Origin of the sequence: Mucilaginibacter sp. NFR10 (assembly GCF_900100445.1) — a bacterium.
Lineage (GTDB): Bacteria > Bacteroidota > Bacteroidia > Sphingobacteriales > Sphingobacteriaceae > Mucilaginibacter > Mucilaginibacter rubeus.
In genome coordinates this window covers 714,519-734,900 of sequence record NZ_FMTV01000003.1, presented here as the reverse complement: position 1 = coordinate 734,900, position 20,382 = coordinate 714,519, and the positions used below count along the sequence as shown (strand labels likewise).

The 20,382-nt window shown below is 43.3% G+C and carries 12 protein-coding genes; 5 read left to right on the top strand and 7 right to left on the bottom strand.

Features of this window, described 5'->3' with window-relative positions; genetic code table 11:
• The 4 genes from BLP33_RS14370 to BLP33_RS14355 form a co-directional block, all read left to right on the top strand.
• A partial coding sequence (locus tag BLP33_RS14370) for a hypothetical protein (RefSeq protein WP_139159994.1) occupies positions 1-320 on the top strand: 320 nt, incomplete at its 5' end.
• Positions 321-338: 18 nt separating this feature from the next.
• Positions 339-1,157 (top strand): hypothetical protein, encoded by an 819-nt coding sequence (locus BLP33_RS14365; protein ID WP_090529605.1) that lies wholly within the window; start codon positions 339-341, stop codon positions 1,155-1,157.
• A 32-nt stretch (positions 1,158-1,189) separates the two neighbouring features.
• Positions 1,190-4,924 carry a DUF6443 domain-containing protein gene (locus BLP33_RS14360; RefSeq protein ID WP_090529602.1) on the top strand — a complete coding sequence of 1,245 codons (3,735 nt, stop codon included), beginning with the start codon at positions 1,190-1,192 and terminating at the stop codon, positions 4,922-4,924.
• Positions 4,857-5,543 (top strand): hypothetical protein, encoded by a 687-nt coding sequence (locus BLP33_RS14355; protein WP_139159993.1) that lies wholly within the window; start codon positions 4,857-4,859, stop codon positions 5,541-5,543. Before BLP33_RS14360 ends, BLP33_RS14355 begins: the two co-directional genes overlap by 68 nt.
• Before the next feature lie 1,023 nt (positions 5,544-6,566).
• Here BLP33_RS14355 and BLP33_RS14345 read toward each other — a convergent pair.
• The 7 genes from BLP33_RS14345 to BLP33_RS14315 all read right to left on the bottom strand — a co-directional run bounded on the left by BLP33_RS14345 (position 6,567) and on the right by BLP33_RS14315 (position 17,109).
• Positions 6,567-6,965 (bottom strand): response regulator, encoded by a 399-nt coding sequence (locus BLP33_RS14345; RefSeq protein ID WP_090529593.1) that lies wholly within the window; start codon positions 6,963-6,965, stop codon positions 6,567-6,569.
• 265 nt (positions 6,966-7,230) lie between these two features.
• Entirely contained in the window at positions 7,231-8,055 is an 825-nt protein-coding gene (locus BLP33_RS14340; protein ID WP_090529590.1) for a family 16 glycosylhydrolase, read from the bottom strand.
• A gap of 254 nt (positions 8,056-8,309) precedes the next feature.
• On the bottom strand, positions 8,310-9,842 hold the full coding sequence (locus BLP33_RS14335) for a glycoside hydrolase family 32 protein (RefSeq protein ID WP_090529587.1): 1,533 nt from the start codon (positions 9,840-9,842) through the stop codon (positions 8,310-8,312).
• Positions 9,843-9,964: 122 nt separating this feature from the next.
• Positions 9,965-11,671 carry a RagB/SusD family nutrient uptake outer membrane protein gene (locus tag BLP33_RS14330; RefSeq protein ID WP_090529584.1) on the bottom strand — a complete coding sequence of 569 codons (1,707 nt, stop codon included), beginning with the start codon at positions 11,669-11,671 and terminating at the stop codon, positions 9,965-9,967.
• Positions 11,672-11,689: 18 nt separating this feature from the next.
• Positions 11,690-14,830 (bottom strand): SusC/RagA family TonB-linked outer membrane protein, encoded by a 3,141-nt coding sequence (locus tag BLP33_RS14325; protein WP_090529581.1) that lies wholly within the window; start codon positions 14,828-14,830, stop codon positions 11,690-11,692.
• A 29-nt stretch (positions 14,831-14,859) separates the two neighbouring features.
• On the bottom strand, positions 14,860-15,771 hold the full coding sequence (locus tag BLP33_RS14320) for a carbohydrate kinase family protein (RefSeq protein WP_090529578.1): 912 nt from the start codon (positions 15,769-15,771) through the stop codon (positions 14,860-14,862).
• 12 nt (positions 15,772-15,783) lie between these two features.
• Complete coding sequence (locus BLP33_RS14315) at positions 15,784-17,109, bottom strand: sugar porter family MFS transporter (RefSeq protein ID WP_090529575.1); 1,326 nt, start codon at positions 17,107-17,109, stop codon at positions 15,784-15,786.
• A 356-nt stretch (positions 17,110-17,465) separates the two neighbouring features.
• Here BLP33_RS14315 and BLP33_RS14310 point away from each other — a divergent pair, with 356 nt between their 5' ends.
• Complete coding sequence (locus tag BLP33_RS14310) at positions 17,466-20,252, top strand: hybrid sensor histidine kinase/response regulator transcription factor (protein WP_254780139.1); 2,787 nt, start codon at positions 17,466-17,468, stop codon at positions 20,250-20,252.
• Positions 20,253-20,382: the final 130 nt, after the last annotated feature.

The window sequence follows — 20,382 nt, the reverse complement described above, 5'->3', positions numbered from 1 at the left end:
TAACCATAGCTGGTACCGTAGCCGGTTACCCGCTGAAAGGAGGGACTATTAACGGGTGGACCTATTACGAGCACCAGGTTACCGGGCAGACGACAGTTGCCGTATCAGGTACAGGTAATATTGATGAACTCAGGTTATATCCGAAGGGCGCTCAGATGACCACCTATACTTATTCGCCGCTGATCGGCGTGACCGGTTCGATAGATCCGAAGAACAATGCCTCGTACTACGAATATGACGGCCTCGGACGTTTGCAAAACATCAGGGATAAAGACGGCAACATCGTTAAACATACAGATTACCATTACCAGGGACAATAACAAATTAGAACCAATCACATGAAAAAATTAACCTTAATCACGATTTTGTTCGTTTTTATCTCGAACTATCTTTTTGCGCAATGGACAACCAGCGGCACCAATATATATACCAATAATGCGGGCAGTGTGGTTATCGGGGCGACAACCCCAACAGTAGTCAATGCTTCAGCGGCTTTATTTCCATCTGTTACGTCCAAATTCAATGTAGTAACAGGGACCGGACCGGCAACCTTTGCTGATCTGGTAGTTCTGAATCATCCAGGCGTGAACGTAGATGCTGTTCAGCGGCAGATCGGCCTTGTTTTTAAATTATCAAGCGAAAGCACCACAGGTGAATCTGACAAAATGGGTGGGATGCTATTGGAAAGCAGTAATGGATATGCCAATCTCCCTTCTTTTAGCCTGGTAACAGGCAACATCCGTAGGCTTACCATTGATGCCTCTGGAAATGTAGGTATTGGTAAAACGGACCCGCAAAACAAACTGGATGTCAATGGCACCATACATTCTAAATCCGTGCTGATCGACCTGAATGGCTGGAGTGATTATGTGTTCAAAAAAGATTATCGCTTGGCACCGTTATCGGAGGTCGAAGCATATATCGATCAAAACCAGCATTTACCGGAAATCCCTTCAGAACAGGAAATGACCAAAAAGGGGCTTAATGTCAGCGAGATGAACAAGTTACTGATGAAGAAAGTGGAGGAGTTGACCTTGTACGCGATAGAGAACGAGCAGAAGGATAAGGAAAAAGACAAGCTTTTGGTTTCGCTCCAGGAACAGATCAATCTGTTGAAGCAACAGCTCAAGCCTGCTTCAAGGCAAGCAAAGAAATAACCGGGCCTATATTACACCTAAATACTTAAAGCATGAAGAAAAATGCTGATCACAAAAGCCGCAAGACGGTTTATCTGCTTTTACTGTTGCTGCTTACGCTTTGTATACGGGCATCAGCGCAGATCTACCTGGCGCCGCCGGTGTCGCTGACAACGGCGCCAGCTCCAGGTTCATATTACAACAATACGGGCATTACGCTGAACCCGAACTTTAGTTTTACGGCAGCGGCGGGGAGCAGCCTGAAGTTTTATATAGTAGCTCCGGACTGCGTGCCACAAACGATATCGTTGAGCGCAAACCAGAACTATATCCTGACCTCGGTATCACTGACCAAAGGTTTGACAAACAATGCCATGCTTGCGGGCCGAATGACCTGCGAGCTGATGCAGTCAGTACAATATTTTGACGGCCTAGGCAGACCCCTGCAAACAGTACAGATCAAAGGCTCACCATTGAAAAAAGATATAGTGCAGCCATTCGCCTATGATCAATATGGCAGGGAAGCCATGAAATACCTGCCCTATGCGGCTACAAGCACCGACGGCAGCTACAAGAGCGATGCGCTGACAGGAGCGCTGACCAATTTCTATAACCCCGGCAACACCTCGGCAACACAGCAAACGAGCGGTGTGCCGAATACTTCGTTCCCTTTTGCGCAAACGGGCTTTGAGCCTTCACCGCTTAACCGGGTGATTGAGCAGGGTGCACCGGGAACGTCATGGCAACTGGGCACTAACCCCGATGCAGGCAGCAACAGCCATTCGGTAAGGGTGGTGTACACTACCAATGACCAGACCAGTACTTTTAGTATGGCTGTAACAGGGAATAACGGGAGCAGGATCGCAGCTTTGTATACGGCAGCTATCAGTGCGACCGGCAATCAAAGCCGTATCTTAAGCAGGGCAAACAACAATGTCACCTATGCGCCTAACCAGTTATCGGTGACGATCACCCGTAACGAAAACTGGAAGTCGCAGCCGTCCTCAGACGGCTGTTTCAATACCACGGAGGAGTATAAAGACAAGGAAGGGCATGTGGTGCTGAAACGCACCTACAACATCAAGGGAGCGGCAGCAGAGATGCTCTCGACCTATTATGTGTATGATGACCTGGGCAATCTGTGCTTTGTATTGCCGCCGGGTGCAAACCCGGATGCACAAGGCACAGCAATTTCCCAGGCAACACTTGATAACCGCTGTTACCAGTACCGCTATGATGCGAGGAACAGGCTGGTACAAAAGAAGGTCCCGGGGAAAGGCTGGGAATACATGATTTATAATAAACTCGACCAGCTGGTAGCCACGCAGGATTCTGTACAAAGGATGAAAGCTACCCAGGAGTGGATGATCACCAAGTATGACGCGATGGGCAGGGCGGTACTAACGGGTATTTATCAGCATACCGGAAGCACACCGGGAACAGACAATCACGTGGTGCTGCAGGCGGTAGCGGACACCACCAGCGCGCAATGGGAAACGCCGGTAACAACAGGTAATGGCTATACGGCATACACCTGGCCCAAAGCATGGACAACGACGTTAAGCGTAAACTATTATGACAGCTATACGGGTATCCCGAGCTTTCCGGCTGCTTATGACCAAACGGCCAACACCGCGTACAGCAAGCAGACAACCGGCCTACTGACAGCTTCGAAAACATTGGTACTGAATACTACAGGCGATTACCTGTGGAGCGTGCCGTACTATGATAATGAGGGAGAGGTGATCCGGACATTCAGCCAGCATTATGTTGGGGGGAACGCCTCGCTCAGTTTGTACAATTATGATGATATCCAGACCAAATACAATTTTACCAAACAGCCTACGGAAGTATACCGGTACCATTACCTGAAAAATGCGGCAGGCAGTGCCGGGGTACGTACGCTGACCGAACGGAACAGCTATGCCTATGACCACATGGGGCGTAAGCTAAGAACTGTTCACCAGTTACAGGATGGCGGCAGTACAACGCCGCAGGATTCGGTGATATTGACCCGAAGTGATTATAACGAGGTAGCGCAGTTAAAAACCAAAAGGCTGCATTCCAAAAACAGCGGGACGAACTACCTGCAGACCATCGATTACCGGTACAACCCGAGGGGCTGGCTGAGCAGCATCAACAATGCGAACCTGAACAGCGACGGCGGGCTGACCAACAATGATACCAACGACAAGTTTGGCGAAGAGCTGAGCTATGACGGTGCAACCACGGCAGCCAAACAATACGGCGGCAATATAGCCACCGTGGCATGGAAGTCGGCGCCTATTGTCATCGGCGGAACAACGGTAACGCCGGTAAAACAAACCTATGATTACGGGTATGATAACCTGAACAGGCTGCTTTCAGCAGTATCAACAACGAACACAAGTAATCCAAAGGACAACCTGTACGGAGAGAACGTGACCTATGACAATATGGGTAATATTAGCAGCTTGGGCAGGTATGATAACATTCCATCCCAGGGCAGAAAGCAGATCGACACGTTAACATATACCTATAACCATTACCAGGTAACCCAGGTAGACGATGCTTCAACCTATTCCGGGTTATTTGGTTTCCAGGATCCGGTAAAAGTAGCGAATGAGTATACCTATGACGGTAACGGCAATGAACTGAAAGATTTGAACAAGGGCATCAGCAGCATCAGCTACAATCTGCTGAACCTCCCGCAAACCATCGCCAAAACCGATGGAAGTACCGTAACCTACATCTACAGTGCATCGGGCAATAAGCTGAGGAAAATACTGGTTGCTGGTGGCATTACCACGACCACAGAATATGAAAACGGGATCGAATATGACAACAGTACCAACACCATCGCTTTCATCCAGACAGAAGAAGGACGTGCAAGGAAAAGCGGAAGCAATTATGTATATGAGTATGACCTGAAAGACCACCTGGGCAACACGAGAGTGACCCTGACACCTGATCCGAATGACAGCAGCCAGCAAACAGCAAAACTGTTCCAGGAGAATGATTACTATGCATTTGGGTATGGCATCCAGTCAACACAGCAAACCATATCTCCTAAAAATGAGTATCTTTATAACCATAAGGAGTTGCAGGAAGAGACGGGGTTATACGATTATGGCGCGAGGTTCTATGATCCTATCGCTGGGAGGTGGACGAGTGTAGATCCGTTGGCAGAGAAGTTCCAGGCAATATCACCATATGATTATGTTGCGGACAATCCACTTAAGTTTATTGACGAGGATGGACGTGATATAGTTGCACCAAATGTTAGCCAACGAAAGCAAATTCTGAGTTATATAAATTCACAAAGTTCAGGAAAATTTGATTTTAACTCAAAAGGGCAGCTGTATTTAAAAAGCAAAGGTAATGGTGACGAAAAAGGGAAATCAAAATATTATACTTCAAGGTTAGTTGCTGCAATAGGGGACCACAAGGACGTCATAACATTACAGATAGGCGACAGCTATAAGGACAATTCCGGTAATATTAAAGATACGCAGAAAGATGGAGGAGGTGGAGCTACTACTAAGGAAACGAAAATATTAAGAGAACCATTCCGGATAGAAAAGGAAGTAGATATTACTTTGTCAGGAAAAGAAAGCGTGGAAATACAGGATGTTGATGGGAATAAATATAAAAGTAGTGCGGCAGAAGTTTTGATGCACGAGTTATTGGGACATGGACTTCCTTATATTTTAGGGAAAGATACGGGAGATGCTATAAAGGATGAAAATAAGGGGAGAAAAGAACAAGGAAAGAAGCTTAGGAAGGAGGAAAAGAACCATGTTGAATAAAGATATTTCTAAATCATTAATTGGCATTTTGTCATTGTTATTATTTCATTGCACCCATAAAAAGGAACAACATGATGATTACAACGTCGGAACAGGAAAGATCAGAGTATGGGCAATATCAAATGATAGTTTGATATACGTCAGGCTACAAAATATTAGTCATAACAGCTATTATGTTCCGGCGAGGCTTACAATACAATTATCAGATTCTGAGGATACCGCTTACTTTAGTGGTATCAATAAATCAAAAATCAGTGTTAAGAGTTATTATTACTATAGCAAATTTTCGGACCCAATCGTTACTAATAAGAAGTTAACAAACTTGCCATATGACTCTGTTGAGACCACGAAAACTGAAGCAAATTATTTTCAGTTTCAACCACCTTCTCTCATTGAATTAAAGCCTGGAGATGTGAGGAAATATAAAATATCATTCCCGTTATCAAGAAATACCCAATTCGGTGCATTTAGAATATATAAAATAAAATATATCGAACCTTCTGATGGCAACTATGAGGAGTATCACTCATTCGAAAATTTTATCAGGTTCGAGGACACTAATACTTTTTTCGTTTTTTCGAAAATCTTACCAGCAATCGTCAATTCAAAGAGGCACTAAATGTGGTTTATTGAATCCTATATTTACAAAATGGCATTTGGTGAGTTCAAAGAAATAACATCTCCCAACTGGCGCGTATGCAGCGCGGGCAAAAGGGTAGCGTACTCGTGACATTTTAGCACTTTTGGTAGACAAAGCCAATAAATCAATCCTGGATGAACCTACATCCGGGATTTTTTGTAACGGGTAAAGAAAACGTACGATTACGGGTATGGCAACCTGAACAGGCTCCGTGCGGCCGTATCGACGAGCAGCGCAGCCAAATACAACCTGTACGGCGAGAATGTAACCTATGACGGTAATGGTAATGAGCTGAAAGATCTGAACAAAGGTGTCAGCAGCATCCCCCGGATATATTAACACATCAGGGGGTATACTATTAACGCAGGAGTAATGCTGCTGCGTTTCCATTGAGAAATGAACATTGAAGTATCAAAGAGTCATTGTCGTGTTTTATTATAAAAATAAAAAACACCCCTATTCGGGGTGTTGTGGTTGGCGATACAGCAATTCATTCCATGCAGAATGAATACGCCTTTTGTAGCCATCGTTTGCCCCCGCTGCCACAAGCCAGAGGCTTGTGGCCCGTTTGCAAAGTATTGCACATGCAAATCCCGGATGTTGATTTCATCCGGGATTTTGTTGTAAATAAGTAAGTCAATATTCTATTATGATTATGATAATCTGAACCGGCTACACCCGGCAGAATCGCATTCCCATTCAGGCGCGGGTATGTAGCGGTGGGATTGTGGGCTGGATACTCGTGGCTTTTAAGATTGCCTCATAATCCAGCCACTGAACTGACAACATCTTGTCAGTGTTCAATTTTTTAAAAAGCAGCTGTTCAACTTTTGGAAATGCTATTTTGTAATAGCTTGATTATCAATGATAATTTGTTCAAAGCACGGTTTGGTGTATTTTAACACAGATGTAAGTTGTTGATTATTAGCACTATTTTTTGGCGAAAAATACAAAGTGTTCACACTTTTAAAAATTGAACACCTGTGAAATGGGTAATCATCCTTATGTTTTCGAGCGCTCAATACAGGCCGTTAATACTTGTTCCAGCACCGGTCGTGAAACCGGTTTGCTAAAAAAGCCGGTGACATAGCTATAGCTAAGCGCCCGCTCACGGTCTGTCGGATCGATGGATGAGGAAAATACATAGAGTAGTGGTTTAACCGGCAATGCAGGGTACAAGTCCCTAAAGCCTTCAAGGAAATCCCAGCCATCAAACCTGGGCATTCTAATGTCCAGAAAAATAACATCCGGGCAATCCGCCGGGTTATCTATCAATGATTTTAACGCATCTTCACCATCGTAACTATGTGATACGGGGTTAAAATCTTCAATTCCTGCAATAAGCTTATCCAGTATAATATGGTCAAGTTTACTGTCATCTATAAAGAGTAATCGGAACATAATTGGTAATTATGATATTGTTGCATAAGTTAAGATATATTATCCGCTTTTAAAAAAAATGGATAGTATTACTACGCTCAATCTGCAATTAGGGAAAGTTATTGTAGTATTGATTAATTTATTTATAAATTATCTATGGGGCTATTTTTGAAAGTAATAGCTAAAAGGGCACGTATTTCGCTTTTGCGCATACATACCCTTTTTAGTTTTAATGAACCAGAAATATCACCGGTACCGGAGAAGCAAGCTTATAATTTGGTTAAAGCTATAACGTAGCGCTTTTTTCAACAATTACATTCCTTGCGCGCATATAAGTGGTTCCGGTAGGACCGGGTGATCCTGACGACCCTTCCATTTGGTAATCAATAATAATGTTCAGGTTTTTCCCGACAAAGTTAGCGCCCGTTTGGGTGCTTTTTAAAACACCATCTATCCAGTATTCGATGGACACGTCGGTCGCATTCGTCTTGGTCATATAAACCGAATAAGTGTGCCAGTTTCCGGGGCTGGAAATAGTTGTACCCACACTCGACCAGCCTCCGCTTGCATTTTTGTAGGTATTTGTCCAGCAGGTTGCACTTCCTTTAAATTCCATAAAATCGCTTTCTGGTGGCCATGAGTCAGCTCCTGTAACCCAAAAGGCAGGCCATGTGCCAGTTTGTGATTCGCACTGAAATTCACCTTTAAAATGCCACTTAGGCCAGGAGTCGGTTACTACAGGTACGGTCTTGGCATAAACTGTCCCTGAATAATAATGGATCGGTAAATATGGATCTTTATTGCTGTTGCCAACGCTGCCGCTGGGCGCACTGGTTAGTGTAAGCACACCTCCGGAAACTGAAATATTTTGAGAGCGCATACGGGCAGATCCATTATGATCAGATCCCCAGGGATACAGGTCATTCCAATAAGTGCTGTACGAGCTAAAGGAGATAGAAGGAATAACATTTACCCATGATACCGTATTGGTTGCAAGATGACTGGCTGAAGTATTTGCGGCGGAGTTGGCGGTAGCTGCATTATCTTTTCTACATGCAAAAAACGATGTAATCACAATAAATGCAATTAAAACAAAAGTTAAATTTTTCATAATAAAGATTTTTTAGGTTAATAGGTGTGCTTCTCTCGATAGTTAATGAGAGTACTGGTTAATTGGTGACACAAATTAACATACTTAAAATCCCATGGATAGGGGGCAAAACTGGAATTTATGGGGGTTATTATATATTAATATTATAATATAACGATACGATAAAGCGATTGGAGAGAGTGCCCCGAAATGCCCGGAAATGAAAAAGGTTGCTTTCGGGATGAAAACAACCTTTCAGAGCTTACTGTCGCCGGTTATTTCCAGATAGATTTCAACCCGGAAATGCTGATATTATTAATGGCTAATTTTCCGGTGGTTTTAACTGCAAGGTTGTTGAAATCTTCGGTTGGGAAATAGATTGCAGTCATGGTGGTTAAGCCTCCGTCGGCAAATAACTCTACTGATGATTTGTCGACTACTAAAATGAGATCTGAATTTTTAGCAGCGCTTTGCCGCGGTGCGGTAAAACGGCCGGAGAAATTCTTTTGGAAATCCATTTTTCCGGCTTTGGTACGATCTATATAGTATTCATCTTTGGCAGGGTCGTAACCAATAAGCAGTTCTTCACCTTTAGTGTTTGATAGCCTGATGCTATAATCTTTTAAGGTAGCAAAACTCAATTTTAAAACGTACCGGCTTTTGAGCTTATTAATTTTTGAACTAAGATCAAGAAGTGACCTGTTAAACACGGGCTGCTTTAACGAAATTGTTTTTTCTTCAATGTTTTTTAGTTCAGCCACAGGTTTGGATACCAGTAAAATTTGGCCTTTGCTTTGTTTCAGGCTAAGCTCACGTGGAATGGTTACGGCATTACGCCAGGCCTTTGTGGGCACCTGATTAGCATATTGCCAGTTACTCATCCACCCTAAAAATATTTTACGGCTGCCGGTATTGCTCCAGGTAATGCCTGCATATTCGTCGGGACCGTAGTCAAGCCACCTGGTATTTGAATCAAGCGGGCTATACTTATTCCCGTCAAAATTTCCTACAAAATATTGCGTTGCTGAACCGCCGTTAGGCCCGCCGGGGTTAAGGTTTACGATCAGGATCCAGTAGGTTTTTCCGTTCATTTTTAGTGGGAACAGATCAGGGCATTCCCATACGCCACCGTGTGCACCTGCCTTGATGCCGAACTCGCTTTCTTTTTTCCAGTTTTTCAGGTCAGGGGCCGAATAGAAGGAGATATGATCTTGCGTTGCAAGGGTCATTACCCATTTTTTCTCCGGGGCATACCACATCACTTTGGGGTCGCGGAAATCCCGGACTCCGGGGTTTTTCAAAACCGGGTTGCCGCTGTATTTAGTCCATGTGCTGCCGCCATCCAGGCTATAGGCAAGGCTTTGGTTTTGAAATTTATCGGTACCCTCTTTTTCTCCTTTAGGGTCATGATGGGTGAATATGGCCACCAGGGGTATTTTGCCATTTTTACCAAAACCGGTTGTATTATTGGAATCGACAACAGCACTACCAGAAAAGATATAACCAAGGCTATCCGGATACAATGCGATAGGTAACTGTTTCCAGTGGATTAGGTCTTTACTTTCCGCATGCCCCCAGTGCATTGGTCCCCATACAATGTCTTTAGGATAATACTGGAAAAATAAATGATAAGTATGGTTATAATAAACCATACCGTTTGGATCATTCATCCAATGTTGGGCTGGTGAAAAGTGTGCCTGGGGACGATGTTCATCCGCATAAGGTTTTGGGGAGGAATCCTGGGCCTTACAAATACAATTTAAGGCAATAAGGAGGGGCAATATAAATGCGCCGCATTTTGTTTTCATAATTTAAGCTTTTAATAGGTTATATATTTGGCAGGGTATGCAAAAACTTACGGTACTTCTGGTATAAAAAAGGGAATCCCGGCCTAATAATTCAGGCCAGGTTTCCGTTGGTTAATTATAGTTTAATAGCCAGGGTTTTGTTTATATAAACCGTTGGTGAACGTAATCTCCGATTGCGGAATCGGGAGGTATTCATCTCTTCCAGCGGTAAATTTAGCCGTTGCTAAAAATGGCCTCCTAACTTTTTCTACATTAATGTAGTCGTTTAAAGTTTTTTCTGCAATCCCCCATCTAACTAAATCAAAGAAACGTGCCCCTTCGGTAGCAAATTCCAATCGCCTTTCCCATTGTAAAGCCTTGCGGGCATAGTCCTGTGTCCAGTTTGCCGGGCCATAGGGTTTTATATTGTAGGATGAAGGGAAAGTTCCATCCAGCTTTTTAAGTCGCCCTGTACTGGCTGCTGCCCTGTTTCTTATTTGATTAATTAATGGCAGTGCACTTGCCTGTTGCCCTAACTCAATATAAGCTTCGGCCTGCATTAATAAAACGTCATCATACCTGATGATATCATAATTTTTTGCCGAGCCCATAAATGGTCCCAGTTTAAAATAAGATGCGCTTGTAGCTAACTGCTGGTTACGCATAGTATGAAAGTTGCCATAAACTCCCGGGTCGCGCACCCAGCTATTGCTGAATGGTTTGGTGTTATCATATTTGTACGGATGCCCGTCAATGCCAACAGTATGGTCTAACCTAGTGTCGACAGTAACTTTCGACAGATCGGCTATGCTGTTATTGAACGTATCAAAGTTAGGTAAACCATTGGCATCAGTTGTATAGGCATTAACTAAATTCTGACTTGCAGCATGGAACCCGCAACAGCCGTATTGAGGTGCCCCGTGCGGATAGTTTAAGCCGTCTTCAAAATTTAAACGCCCGGAGGTAGTACCATCATTGATAGTAAATTGTATGGCGAATACTGATTCGGGCCCGTTCTCTGTTTCGGGTAAAAAGTTATCGGCAATATCCGGGCTTAGCGAGTATTTGCCAGATGCTATCACCGCTTGTGTAAGCGTAACAACTTCCTGTAGCCTTGTTTTATTGATATTGATCACATGGTGTTTATCATCCTGCTCATAGGCCTGGTATAATCTTAATTTAGCTAAATAAGCCTGTGCATTTACTTTATTGGCCCTCGCTAATTCAGATTGTTTAGCCGGCAAATTATCAACTGCATATTGAAAATCATCGGCAATTTTATTCCATGAATCTTCGTTTGATAAAGTGTTTGAAACCTTCAGAATGTCGGCAGGAGTTGCGGTTTCATCAAAAATAGGGATGTTTTTGTATAGCAATTTCATGGTAAAATAGCTATGTGCCCGCAAAAACCTCAATTCGGCCAAACGGATCTTTTTGTTTGGGAATTCAGCATCCGAAAGGGAGTTAACTGCCCTAATTGCCACATTTGCCCTTGAGATAGATTTAAACAAATTTTTCCAGGTGCGTGACACAAACGAATCCATCGAGGGCGTTACCAGGTTGTAATGTTCCAAAGCGTCAACTTCGCCAACATCTCCTGTGCCGCCGCCACCTTTATAAGCATCATCTGAACGGACGCTGCCATAAGCCCAGTCACTATATATTGGCCCTATCATATCGCCATTCCCGATAGCTGCATAAGCTGCGGTTACCAAACCTTCAACGGCGGCCGGTGATTTTAAATCTGAAGGAGATAATACACCCTTTGGAGTATAATCTAATGCTTTTTTACAGGAACTAAAAATTATTAGCCCCGATAAAATAGTTGTTACTAATATTTTCGATTTCATATTGAATGATTTTTTTCGTTAAAATGATGCATTGACGCCAAAGCTGAAGATCCGTGGAATTGGGATAGGGTTGAGGTCAATCCGCTCAGGATCGGGGCTCAGGTACTTGCTGCTTTTTACAGTAAAGATGTTTTCGGCCATGGCAAACACCCTTAACCTGGTAAATACAGCTTTAGGTAAAATGGTATATCCAAGTTGAAGGTTCCTTAATTTGAAATAAGAGGTGTTTACAATGAAGTAATCGGAAGTACGGCCTTCGTTGTTATTGTCTTTTAACGTTAATGCCGGTACATTGGTGTTGGTATGCTGCGGTGTCCAGCCATCAAATACGCCGGGGCCAACGTTTTCGCGGCTGTGCATCAAATTGTTAAACAGAGTATATACGTCAAACCCCTTTCGGCCGGCAACACCTGATCCGAATATGGAGAGGTCGAATTTTTTATAGGTGAGATCAATTCTTGCGCCGTACTCTAAAGCCGGTAAAGTAGTACCTATCCATGTTTGATCGTTGGCATCAATTTTTCCATCGTGATTGATGTCTACATAGCGGATCCTGCCAGGACCGGCGCCGATTTGCGTTGGGGCAGCATCAACTTCGGCCTGTGATTGGAAAAGTCCATTGGTTTTATAACCAAATATATCAAACTGTGAATGCCCTATGATGGTATTGTCTATATTGCCCGGGTAAGCTGGTCTAACGTTCTCCGGTAAATCGGTGATCTTATCCCTGAAATGAGAGAAGTTTAAAGTCACATTGTAATTAAAATCTCCTGACCGTTGGCCGTGGTAGGTTACTAAAAACTCCCAGCCTCTATTGGTTTTTGATGCACCGTTAACGGTTTTAGATTGTCCTTCACCAAGTGCGGATGCAACCGGAGGAGTGATCAGGATACCAGTGGTTTTCCTGGTAAAATAATCAAATGAACCGGAGATTTTGCCGTTTAATATAGCGAAGTCCAGCCCGGTATTTAATTCGTCGGTTGTTTCCCATTTAAGAGCAGGGTTTTCTGCTTGGGTTTGAACAAAGCCCGATGGCAACGAACCTGTGTTAGCGCCGGATAATGAATATGCAGTGCCCACATTCATATATTGCTCCCAAAAGCCTGGCGTAAGTTGGTTTTGGGTAGTGCCATAGCGTGTATTGTAAAGCGCATAACGTGACAGGTCACCGATTTCCTGGTTACCTACGCGGCCTATGCCTGCCCTTAATTTCAGTTCAGAAAAAAGGGTGCCGTTTTTCATGAAATTTTCCTGGTCTATTTTCCAGCCGAGAGATGCAGATGGGAAGATACCATATTGGTTATTAGTACCAAACCTTGATGAACCGTCGCGCCGAACGGTAGCCGACACTAAATATTTGCCTGCATAATTGTAATCAAAACGACCGAATTGCGAAAATAAGCTATTACCTATTGATCTGCCGGTAACAATAGTATTTCCTGTGCCGGCATCTAAGGTAAAGTAGTCTTCCGTTTGGATAGCGTATCCTTGTTTCAGGGTAGTTTGAAAATCAGTAAAGGTTTTAATATACTCTGTACCAACTAATATTTTAAAATGATGCTTGCTATTTAAATCATAGCTGTACCTCAAAGTGTTAGAAAGCGTGGTGCTTAGGTAATGGTTCTGATCAAAAAATAAGCTGTTGGTAGTGCGGTTTAAAGCGCCCTCCGAAAAAGTTGGTGTAATTACCTTGCTCAGGTAGTCTGCATTATCTGCACCATAATTTGACCGGAAGTATAAATTCTTAATGGGCTGTACTTCTAAAAATACGTTGCCGAATGTGTTTAACCTGTTGGCGTTATTCCATTTGGCAAGGTCCTGCATGTGCAGTGGGTTGTTCCTGTCAGAATAACCAGCCCCTGATTCCCCGGCGTAGGTTACACCATCTTTTTGATAAACGGGGATAGTGGGCGCCAGCGTAACTGCCAGAAATGGGGTCGAGGCACCACCCAGATCGTTAGTGGTAAGGGTTTCGTTTGAGTTGGTGATTTTTATATTGACGCCGAAGGTAACTTTGCCATCAAAAGGCCGCGTTATGGCATTAATGCTACCGGTGGTACGTCCGTATTTGGTAAAGCGCACAAGGCCGGTGTTTTTGATGTTTCCAAAATTTATTTGGATAGAAGAGTTTTTGTTGCCTACCGAAGCCGTAAAATCATTATTGTAAACAAAGGCTGTTTTATATAATACGCTTTGCCAGTCGGTATCGCCGGCGGGCGTGTTGGGGTCGCCGCCTACAAACGGTTTAGGCGTAACGCTGTTTAAAACCGGGTTTCCAAAATTATTGTTCCAATCAAAGTTATAGATCTCGCCATAACCTGCAGCGGGGTCCTGACCGTCATTAACCGAGGCTTGCCACAATGCCCTGCCTCTGTCAACCGAGTTCAGCATTTTAAACCTTAACGATTTTTCGGACTGGATTGAAGTACTGTTATTAAACTGAAACTGTACCTTACCCTCTGTGTTGCCGCCATTTTTTGTGGTAACGATAACAACACCGTTAGACGCGCGTGAACCATAAATTGATTCGGACGAAGCATCTTTTAGCACCTGAACCGATGCAATATTTGAAGGCGAAAGGTTTTGAAATACTTCCGGCCGGGTAGTCGGGATTCCATCAATAATATACAGCGGGTTATTGTTGCCCAAAGTATTGGCCCCCCTGATTAGGATCCTGCTGGTTGCACCATTGGCCGAGCCATCTTTTTCAATATATAAACCCGCAACCCGGCCCTGTAATGCCTGCATGGTATTTCCCGAACTATTGTTTTTTACCGGCGCTAAATCAACAACCGCAACCGCGCCTGTTAAATCTTTCTTTCTTTCAGAAGTGTAACCGGTTACAACTACTTCATTCAGCTTGTTTTCCGCGTCTTTAAATACTACGTCAAGTGTTTTGGTATCCGCAGTGATAGTAACCAGTATTGGTTTGGCACCTACATAAGAAAACCGCACCGACTGACCGTTTTTTACGGCGATACTGAACTTTCCGTTTGCATCTGATAGTGTTGATTTTTGGGTTTCAACAACCACTATAGTAACTCCGTCTATAGGTTTCGAGGAGTTATCTAACACAGTCCCGGTAATGGTACGGGATTGCGCATATCCTTCACTTATGAGCAGTATAAGGAAAGAACAAATAAGTAATAATTTTCTCATTGATTTTTGTTTAAGAGTAATTGGTTTGATTAAAACATCTTGTTTATAAAGTCTTGGTATTCTTTGATTTTATAATCCGGACAACCTCCTTTCTTTGTTGCAATAAAACCGCCCATCGCTATTGCATTTTTTAATAAAATTTCTGGTGATTCGCCACGGTAATGGTTGGCTATGAATGCCGCTAAAAAGGAATCGCCGCTGCCTATGGTATCCCTTACTTTCACCTCACGCCCGGCAATGTGATAGGCTTTATCTTCTTTATAATAAGAAGCGCCGAATTCGCCTTTGGTAACTATGATCTCAGGGACGTTAAAATGATCCTGGATAAATTTGATCTGTTCCGATTCCTTCCAGAATGAACCTCTGAACAGGCCCTGCACCATCTCAAGCTCGGCCTGGTTAAATTTTACGATGTTGGCTTTGTGCAGCAGATCGGCCAGCAGGTCACGGCTTATAAAGGGCGGCCTCAAATTAATGTCGAATACTTTGATAGCATCGCTTTCCAGCAGCTCAAACAAGGTGTTGCGCGATACGTTGTTCCTTGACGCAAGGCTACCGAAAACGAAATAGGTTGAAGGCCTGATCTGTGTTTTGATGTGCTCGCTGTCATTAATAAAATCCCAGGCTACAGGAAAAATAATCTCGTAGGATACCTCGTTGCCATTATTCATTTTGGCTATCACCTGGCTGGTTGGGTGTTCGGTATCTGTTTGCAGCAGGTGTTTTTTTATGCCCCAGTTATCGAGCAGGTTTTCAAGTTTCTGGCCATCGGCATCATTACCTATTTTGCTTACCAGGCTGGCAGGCATGCCCAGTTTATTAAGATGGTATGATACATTGAGCAATGCTCCGCCGGGTTGAGGGCCATCCGGCAAAACATCCCAAAGTATTTCGCCATAGCAAACGGCCGGTGTCAAGGTATTTGTATGTAAGTTCATCATAGCTGATCCTGATTAATGCATTACCATGTTAGTTTCAATTTGCTCCAGCGATCTGCCTTTGGTTTCGGGCATCAACCTCCACACAAAAATTAACTGGCATATCATCATGGTGCCGAAAAAGGAAAATGTTATTGTGCCGCCAAGCTTTTCGGCGAAATACGGAAAGGAGAAAGCGATCAATGCAGCCATGATCCAGTGGGTTGAGCTGCCCAATGTTTGGCCCTTGGCACGTACCTGGTTTGGAAATATTTCCGAAATAAATACCCAGATAACGGCACCCTGCGAAAACGCAAAGAATGCAATGAACAGCATCATATAAGCGGGAACGGCAAAGCCACTCATGTGCCCCGAGTAAAAGGTATAGGCTACCAGGAACAGGGAAATGATAAGGCCAACCGAGCCAATAAGCATCAGGATCCGGCGGCCTACTTTATCAATAATATTAATAGCAGCAAGGGTGAACACAAAGTTGATTGCCCCAAGGCCCACTGTTGACAATAACGATGAATGGGCTCCAAGGCCTGCCATTTCAAATATGCGGGGTGCATAATAAATAATAGCATTGATACCCGAAACCTGGTTGAAAAAGGCGAACAGCACAGCTAATATTATAGGTGTTTTATATTGACCCGAGAAGAGGTTGCCGCCGGAAGCAATATCATTTAAAGTTGAGTGTTTGATAGATGCCAGCTCCTGTTCACAGTTAAGCGGATTAATGATCCGTAAGATCCCGAGGGCCTTTTCCATTTCGCCCTTTTTAAGAATAAGCCAGCGCGGGCTTTCAGGTATAAAGTAGATCAGTATTAAAAACAGAGCCGAAGGGAAAGCCTGTACGCCAAGCATCCATCGCCATGAAGTTTCGCCAACCTGGCTGATAAGGTAGTTGGACAGATATGATATCAGAATGCCCAGCACCACGTTAAACTGAAACAGGCCCACCAGCCTGCCCCGGCGGTCAGCAGGTGAAACTTCTGAAATATAGATAGGTGCTGTAACTGATGAGATACCAACACCAAGACCGCCCAGTAACCTGAAAACCAGAAATACATACCAGCTATCGGCCAGTGCAGTGCCCAATGATGATAGTAAATACGCCGCAGCTACAAAGTAAAGCGTGTTTTTACGGCCAAACAGATCTGAAGGCCGGGCTCCTAACAATGACCCGATGACTGTTCCTATTAGTGCGATAGAAATCGTGAACCCATGCTCCACTACGGATAGGTGCCAGAATTGCTGGATAGATTTTTCAGCGCCCGATATTACAGCGGTATCAAACCCGAAAAGGAAGCCACCAAGGGCCACGACCATGGACCAGGCCAGGACGGAGTGTTTTCTCATAATAATTATAAAAGGTGTTATATTGGATTTATTGAGGCCAAAGTAGGGTAATGGGCCATGTGAGGGTTATTGATTTTGTATCAATAAAGTATAAAAATCAATCTTGTTTTATCTTGTTGGTTTTCAGTTAGATAAAATAAAAAATTCGAAATTTGAAATTGAAATATTCGTTTATGTTACCTGTTACTTTCAATTTGGTTACATCACTCCGGTTGTGAGGTAGGTTGCCCGGCCCTATAAATTTGTTTTTCAGGAACGTTTATAGATATCTTTACTTTGTTTAATCCTAAAAGGGAAAAAATAAACCAATAATTAACCCTGTTTTATTACCTTTTTCTTCCAAATAATCTGAGCTTATGACCTTGCTTAATAAGTGGCATGCAAAAAACATACGGACCGGTATCCTACTGATCGGTTTTATGATGCTTATTGCTGCCGGTTGCAAGCGGGCCGATAAAACATCACAGTATACTATAGGGTTTTCGCAATGTATTGGTTCTGATCTCTGGCGTCGCACGATGCTTGATGAAATGAGGATGGAGCTTTCATTACACCCCGACGCCCGGTTTATTTATGCCGATGCGGACGGTAACAGCAGCAAGCAGGTTGAACAGGTGAAAAAAATGCTGGATGATGGTGTCGATCTGCTGATTATATCACCCAATGAAGCGCAACCCCTCACCGGAATAGTGGAACAAACGTACAATAAAGGTATCCCGGTAATTGTGATCGACCGTAAAACATCATCAGCTTTATATACAGCTTATGTTGGTGCGGATAATTACCAGATAGGTAAAATGGCGGGTGAATATACAGGTGCTCTTTTAAAGGGAAGGGGGAACGTTGTAGAAGTTATGGGGCTGCCCGGCTCGTCTCCGGCTATTGAAAGAGACCGCGGCTTTTCTGACGGTTTAAGGAGATACGCTGATATTAATATAACCGACAGGATATATGGCGATTGGTTAAAGGATAGCGCTAAAAAGCAATTGACCAGGATTGCGCCTGTTATAAAAAATGCAGATGTAATATTTGCACATAACGACGTAATGGCCCTCGGGACGAGAGAGGTGCTTGACAAATTTAAAATTCATGGCACCAAAGTATTGGGAGTTGATGCCTTGCCCGGACATGGAGGTGGCCTGCAAATGGTTGCTTCAAAAACTATCAATGCCAGTATGCTATATCCTACCGGGGGTAAAGAAGCAATTATGACCGCTTTCAGTATCCTGAATAAAGAGTCGTTCGCAAGGGAAAACCTGTTACAGTCGGTTGTTATTGACTCTGCCAATGTACAGCTAATGAAAATGCAATGGAGCAAGATCAGCAGTCAGCAGAAAGATATTGAACGGCAACGATCATTACTGACGGAGCAGCGTGAGGTGTACAACAGCCAGCAATTGGTTTTAAACGTAATTGTAATGTCGCTGGTGTTAGCTATCGTTTTTGGCGGTCTTGCATTTTACTGGCTCATGGAAAACCGGAAGATCAACAAAAGCCTGGAGGTTAAAAATAATGAAATTCTGCAGCAGCGTAACCAGTTGATCGAGATGTCGGCAAAGGCTGAAGTAGCTACGGAGGCTAAATTGCAATTTTTCACTAATATTTCTCACGAATTCCGTACGCCGCTCACACTTATCCTCTCGCCAGTAGAAGATATGATGAGTAATGAAAAGCTAAACCTGGTTGCAGGGAAAAGTCTGAAACTGATCCATAAAAACGTATACCGTTTGCTGCGCCTGGTTAACCAATTAATCGAGTACCGTAAAATAGAATATGATAAACAACAGATCAATGTATCACCCAATAATATTGTTGAATTTGCCAGGGAGATCATCACCAGCTTTCAGGAAAATGCCCAGAAGCGTAACATCAGTCTGAGCCTGGTAAGCGATGAGCAACAGATAATTGTTTGGTATGATGTTAACCTGTTAGATAAGGTGTTTTTTAACATCATAGCTAACGCGCTGAAATTTACCAACGACAATGGCCGTATCCAGGTTAGTTTCAAAAATAGAGATGACAATTCTGTTGATATTGCCATCCAGGATAACGGGATCGGTATGGAGCCGCAGGACACTACCCATGTATTTGAGCAGTTTTACCAGGCGGAAAACAGCTCTTCAGGAGGATCTGGATTAGGGCTCGCGCTGTCAAAAGAAATTGTGTCCCTGCATCATGGCAGTATAGAAGTAAGGAGTAAAAAATGGGAAGGAACTACTTTTACCATTAACCTGCTGTTAGGAAATAGTCATTTTGACCAAACTGCACAGGAGCACGCTAATGCAAAACAAACAGGTATTGAAGAGCGGGCAAAAATTTATGTTACAGACCTGGCAGCACCTGTTACATTAACGGATGAAGGGCAAATATTCGGCACGCCCAGGGAGCAATCCATATTAATCATCGAAGATAATAAAGACCTGCTGAGCTACCTGAGTGAAAAACTGGGAGCTACTTATGAGATATTTACAGCCGATAATGGCACAGGCGGATTAAATGAAACCTTTGAGCGTGTCCCGGACCTGATCATATCTGATGTGGTATTACCGGGGATGTCTGGCAAAACTTTAACAGTAAAACTGAAAACTGATGTCCGTACTTCGCACATTCCTATTATTCTTTTAACGGCACAAGGCAGTGTTGAACAACAGATAGATGGGATTACCTGCATGGCCGATGCCTACATTGTTAAGCCGTTTAACTTTGATTATTTACTCGCTACCGTGAAGAATTTGATCAAAAGCCGGGCAACACTTAAAGAACATTTTACCAGTGATGTAAGTAAATCAACTGTGCCTGTATCAAAAGCCCTTGACAAAAAATTCCTGAATGATTTTGCGGGTATTGTAGAACAGAATTTAGCGAATGAGAACTTTAGCGTTGATGAGATCTGTAAACTGATAGGAGTTTCAAGGATCCAGCTTTACCGAAAGGTTAAAGCGTTGCTTGGCTGCAGCATCTCTGATTACATATTAAACCGCCGGTTAAAAAAAGCGAAATATTTGTTAATGAATGAAGGGTATCCGATATCTGAAATAACTTATATGGTGGGTTTCTCTACACCAAACTATTTCTCCACGGTTTTTAAAACAAAATATGGCTGCACGCCAAGTGAATACAAACGCAAGCAACAGCATTCATAGGTTTTATTTTCTGATCATTAACGAAGGAATAAACGTTAGCTATTGTATAACAAAGTAACATAGCATGCACGGTGCTTAAAACTTTTTTTGCCAATCCCTGTTACTCCTGCATCGAAACAGCCTGTTGAGT